The organism is Mycobacterium sp. (assembly GCF_019243155.1).
Classification (GTDB): Bacteria; Actinomycetota; Actinomycetes; order Mycobacteriales; family Mycobacteriaceae; genus Mycobacterium.
Map to the genome: position 1 here is coordinate 1 of NZ_JAFAUS010000443.1, position 4,356 is coordinate 4,356.

At 69.0% G+C, this 4,356-nt stretch carries 3 protein-coding genes; 2 read left to right on the forward strand and 1 reads right to left on the reverse strand.

Annotation, left to right across the window (positions count from 1 at the left end; all coding sequences use genetic code 11):
- Positions 1-1,965 (reverse strand): Clp protease N-terminal domain-containing protein (locus tag JOZ00_RS22780; RefSeq protein WP_293348400.1); only part of this gene is annotated, 1,965 nt, incomplete at its 3' end.
- Positions 1,966-2,253: 288 nt separating this feature from the next.
- On the opposite strand from JOZ00_RS22780, the gene JOZ00_RS22785 reads away from it, so the two are divergent.
- The gene (locus JOZ00_RS22785) at positions 2,254-3,435 is read left to right on the forward strand and encodes an FAD-binding oxidoreductase (protein ID WP_293348403.1); all 1,182 of its coding nucleotides are present in this window, start codon (positions 2,254-2,256) and stop codon (positions 3,433-3,435) included.
- A gap of 9 nt (positions 3,436-3,444) precedes the next feature.
- Positions 3,445-4,335 carry an aldose 1-epimerase gene (locus JOZ00_RS22790; RefSeq protein ID WP_293348406.1) on the forward strand — a complete coding sequence of 297 codons (891 nt, stop codon included), beginning with the start codon at positions 3,445-3,447 and terminating at the stop codon, positions 4,333-4,335.
- Positions 4,336-4,356 lie beyond the last annotated feature (21 nt).

Sequence of the window (4,356 nt, forward strand, 5' to 3'; positions counted from 1 at the left end):
GTATCCCGGAGGCGCGCCCACCAGGCGGGCCACCGAGTGCTTCTCGCCGTACTCGCTCATGTCGATGCGGACCATGGCCCGGTCATCGTCGAACAGGAAGTCGGCCAGCGCCTTGGCGAGCTCGGTCTTGCCGACACCGGTGGGGCCTAGGAACATGAACGATCCGGTGGGCCGGTTGGGATCGGCGACCCCGGCGCGAGCGCGCCGCACCGCGTCGGACACGGCCTGCACGGCCTTGCGCTGCCCGACGACGCGGTGACCCAGCTCCTCTTCCATCCGCAGCAGCTTGGCGGTCTCGCCTTCGAGCATCCGGCCGGCCGGGATTCCCGTCCACGCCGACACGACGTCGGCGATGTCGTCGGGTCCGACCTCTTCCTTGAGCATCACGTTCTCGCGGGCCTCGGCCTGCGGCAGCGCGGCGTCCAGCTTCTTCTCCACCTCGGGGATACGCCCGTACCGGAGCTCGGCGGCCTTGGCCAGGTCGCCGTCGCGCTCGGCCCGGTCGGACTCGCCGCGCAGGATTTCCAGCTGCTCCTTGAGTTCGCGGACGATGTCGATGGCGTTCTTCTCGTTCTGCCATCTGGTGGTCAGCTCGGCCAGCTTCTCCTTCTGGTCGGCCAGCTCGGCGCGCAGCTTCTCCAGCCGGTCCTTGGAGGCGTCGTCCTCTTCTTTGGCCAGCGCCATCTCCTCGATCTCGAGGCGGCGCACCAGGCGCTCGACCTCGTCGATCTCGACTGGCCGGGAGTCGATCTCCATCTTCAGCCGGCTGGCGGCCTCATCGACCAGGTCGATGGCCTTGTCCGGCAGGAAGCGGGCGGTGATGTAGCGGTCGGACAGCGTCGCCGCGGCCACCAGGGCCGAGTCGGTGATGCGCACACCGTGGTGCACCTCGTAGCGGTCCTTCAGCCCGCGCAGGATGCCGACGGTGTCCTCCACCGACGGCTCGCCGACCAGCACCTGCTGGAAGCGCCGCTCCAGCGCGGCGTCCTTCTCGATGTACTTGCGGTACTCGTCGAGCGTGGTGGCGCCGACCAGCCGGAGCTCGCCGCGGGCCAGCATGGGCTTGATCATGTTGCCGGCGTCCATCGCGCCCTCGCCGGTGGCACCGGCGCCGACGATGGTGTGCAGCTCGTCGATGAACGTGATGATCTGCCCGGCGGAGTTCTTGATGTCGTCGAGGACGGCCTTGAGCCGCTCCTCGAACTCGCCGCGGTACTTCGCACCGGCCACCATGGACCCGAGGTCCAGGCTGATGACGGTCTTGTCCCGCAGGCTCTCCGGGACGTCGCCGGCGACGATGCGCTGGGCCAGGCCCTCGACGATCGCCGTCTTGCCGACGCCGGGCTCGCCGATCAGCACCGGGTTGTTCTTGGTGCGACGGCTCAGCACCTGCACGACGCGGCGAATCTCGTTGTCCCGCCCGATGACGGGGTCGAGCTTGCCGTCGCGGGCCCGCTCGGTCAGGTCGGTGGAGTACTTCTCCAGCGCCTGATAGGTGGCCTCGGGATCGGCGCTGGTGACGCGGGCGCTGCCGCGCACCTTGACGAACGCGTCGCGCAGCGCCTGCGGCGAGGCGCCGTGCCCGGTCAGCAGCTTGGCGACGTCGGAGTCGCCGGTGGCCAGCCCCACCATCAGGTGCTCGGTCGAGACGTACTCGTCGTCCATCTCGGTGGCCAGCTGCTGGGCGGTAGTGATGGCCTGTAGGGATTCGCGCGACAGCTGCGGTTGCGAGCTGGCGCCGCTGGCCTGCGGCAGCCGGTCCGCGAGGCGTTCGGCCTCGGTGCGGATGGTGGCGGGCTCGACGCCGACAGCCTCCAGCAGCGGCGCGGCGATCCCGTCGTTCTGCGTCAGCAGCGCAAGGAGTAGGTGGGCCGGCCTGATCTCGGGGTTACCGGCGGCCGAAGCCGCCTGCAGGGCCGACGTCAGGACCGCTTGCGTCTTTGTTGTCGGGTTGAATGAGTCCACGACACCTCCGTTCACGTGCTCAGGGAAAATGCTTGTCGCGTTGTTCAACGCCGTCAAGGTTGAGTGTGTTCCGCTCAAGTTCGAATTTATGAAAGCATTTTCTCCCGATGGGAGCCACCGACTCCGGCCTCGCGCCGCCGCCGCGCCGGGTGCCGGTCACGTTCCGGCTGGCCGAGCTGCTGCCGTTTCGCTGGCGCTGCCAACACCGGGACGGCAAACACCGTCCGGCAGGGTTGACGTCGTCACATTTTCGCGGGCCGGTCTGCGGCGAGCTTAGAATCGGGGCCCGTGGGCCTCGACGACTCGGAAGCGTTGCGCGTGCTGCGCGACGCCTTCCAACAGGACGACGCGGGCCCGGCTAACAGTGCCAGCGAACTCGTGCACCGGTTCTACACCCACTGGTTCGCGCTCGACGGCTCGGTGCGCGATCTGTTCCCGCCGGAAATGGGCGGCCAGCGGGCCGCCTTCGCCAAGGCACTGCATTGGGTCTACGGCGAGCTGGTCGACCAGCGTGCCCAGGAGCCGGTCGCCTTTCTCGCGCAGCTGGGGCGCGACCACCGCAAATACGGCCTCGTCCCCAGCCACTACGACACCCTGCGCCGCGCACTGCTGGCGACGCTGCGCAGGCACCTGGGTGCCGCCTGGACCGACGCCGTCGATGAAGCGGCCACGCAGTCGCTGAATCTCATCACCGGGGTGATGAGCGGCGCCGCCGACGCCGACGAGGGACCCGCCTGGTGGGACGGCACGGTCATCGAGCACACGCGGGTGTCCCGCGACCTCGCGGTCGTCCGGCTGCAACTGGACCGGCCGATGCACTACCACCCGGGCCAGTACGTCAATGTCCACATTCCGCAGTGCCCGCGCCGGTGGCGCTACCTGTCCCCCGCAATTCCCGCGGATCCGGGCGGCGGCATCGAGTTCCACGTCCGGGTGGTCCCCGGTGGCCTGGTCAGCACCGCCATCACCAACGAAACCCGGCCCGGCGACCGCTGGCGGTTGTCCAGCCCGCACGGCGGCCTGCGGGTCGACAGGGAGGCCGGGGACGTGCTGATGGTCGCCGGCAGCACCGGGCTGGCACCGCTGCGGACGCTGATCATGGACCTCAGCCGCTTCGCCGTGAACCCGCGCGTCCACCTGTTCTTCGGCGCCCGCTATCGCTGCGAGCTCTACGACCTGCCCACCCTGTGGCAGGTGGCGTCCCACAATCCGTGGCTGTCCGTCTCGCCCGTCTCCGAATACACCGCCGACCCGGCGTGGGCCGTCGACTACCCCGACGTCACACCGCCGCGTGGCCTGCACGTCCACCAAACCGGCCAGCTGCGCGACGTGGTGACCAAATACGGCAGCTGGGGCGACCGGCAGATCCTGATCGCCGGCGGACCGGGGATGGTGCGGGCGACCAAAGCCGCCCTGATCGCCAAAGGCGCTCCGCCCGAGCGCATTCAGCACGATCCACTGTCGAGATGAGGGGTATGCATGGACATCGTCACCCTGCGCGATCCGGCGTCATCGGCGGCCGCGCAGTTCGTTCCCGAGGCCGGCATGATCGGGACCTCGCTCAGCGACGACGGCGCTGAGCTGCTCGGACAACGGCGCGGCCTGGAGGCCTACCTCTCCGCGGGCAAGACGATGGGAATCCCGATCCTGTACCCGTGGGCAAATCGATTGGGCGACAACACCTATACCGCACAGGGCGTGACCGTGACGCTGACACCGGGGCGCAACCGCGTGCGCGCCGATCCCAACGGCCTGCCCATTCACGGCGTCCTGGCCGCCTACCCGGGTTGGAAGGTGACGACCGAGACGGCCAATGAGCTCACCGCCGAGGTGGACTTCGGCGCCGATCCCCAACTGTTGGAAAGCTTTCCGTATCCGCATGTGCTGGCCGTGGCCGTCCGGCTGGCCGAGCGGTCGTTGACCATCCGCGCCACGGTCACCGCAACCGGAGACCGGGCGGTCCCGCTCTGCTTCGGATTTCACCCCTATCTACGCCTACCGGACGTGGCCCGGGCCGACTGGCTCATCGAGACGCCGCCGCTGCGACACCTGGGACTCGACGACCGCGGCCTGCCCACCGGCGAAGCCTCCGAGCAGCAGGCCCGGTCAGAACCGTTGGGTGACAAGGCTTTTGATGACGCCTACGATCAGGTGGGCGAAGGTGCGGTGTTCGCCGTGTCCGGCGGCGGACGCCGCCTCGAGGTGCACTTCGAACAGGGTTATCCGGCGACGCAGATTTTCGCACCGCCGTCAGAAGACCTGGTGTGCTTCGAACCGATGACCGCACCGACCGACGCCCTGAGCCGCGGCGGCTACCGGTGCGCCCGCCCCGGCGAACCGGCGATCGCCCAATTCTCAATCAGGGTCTAGCGGGACTTGCGGGGCTGCCAC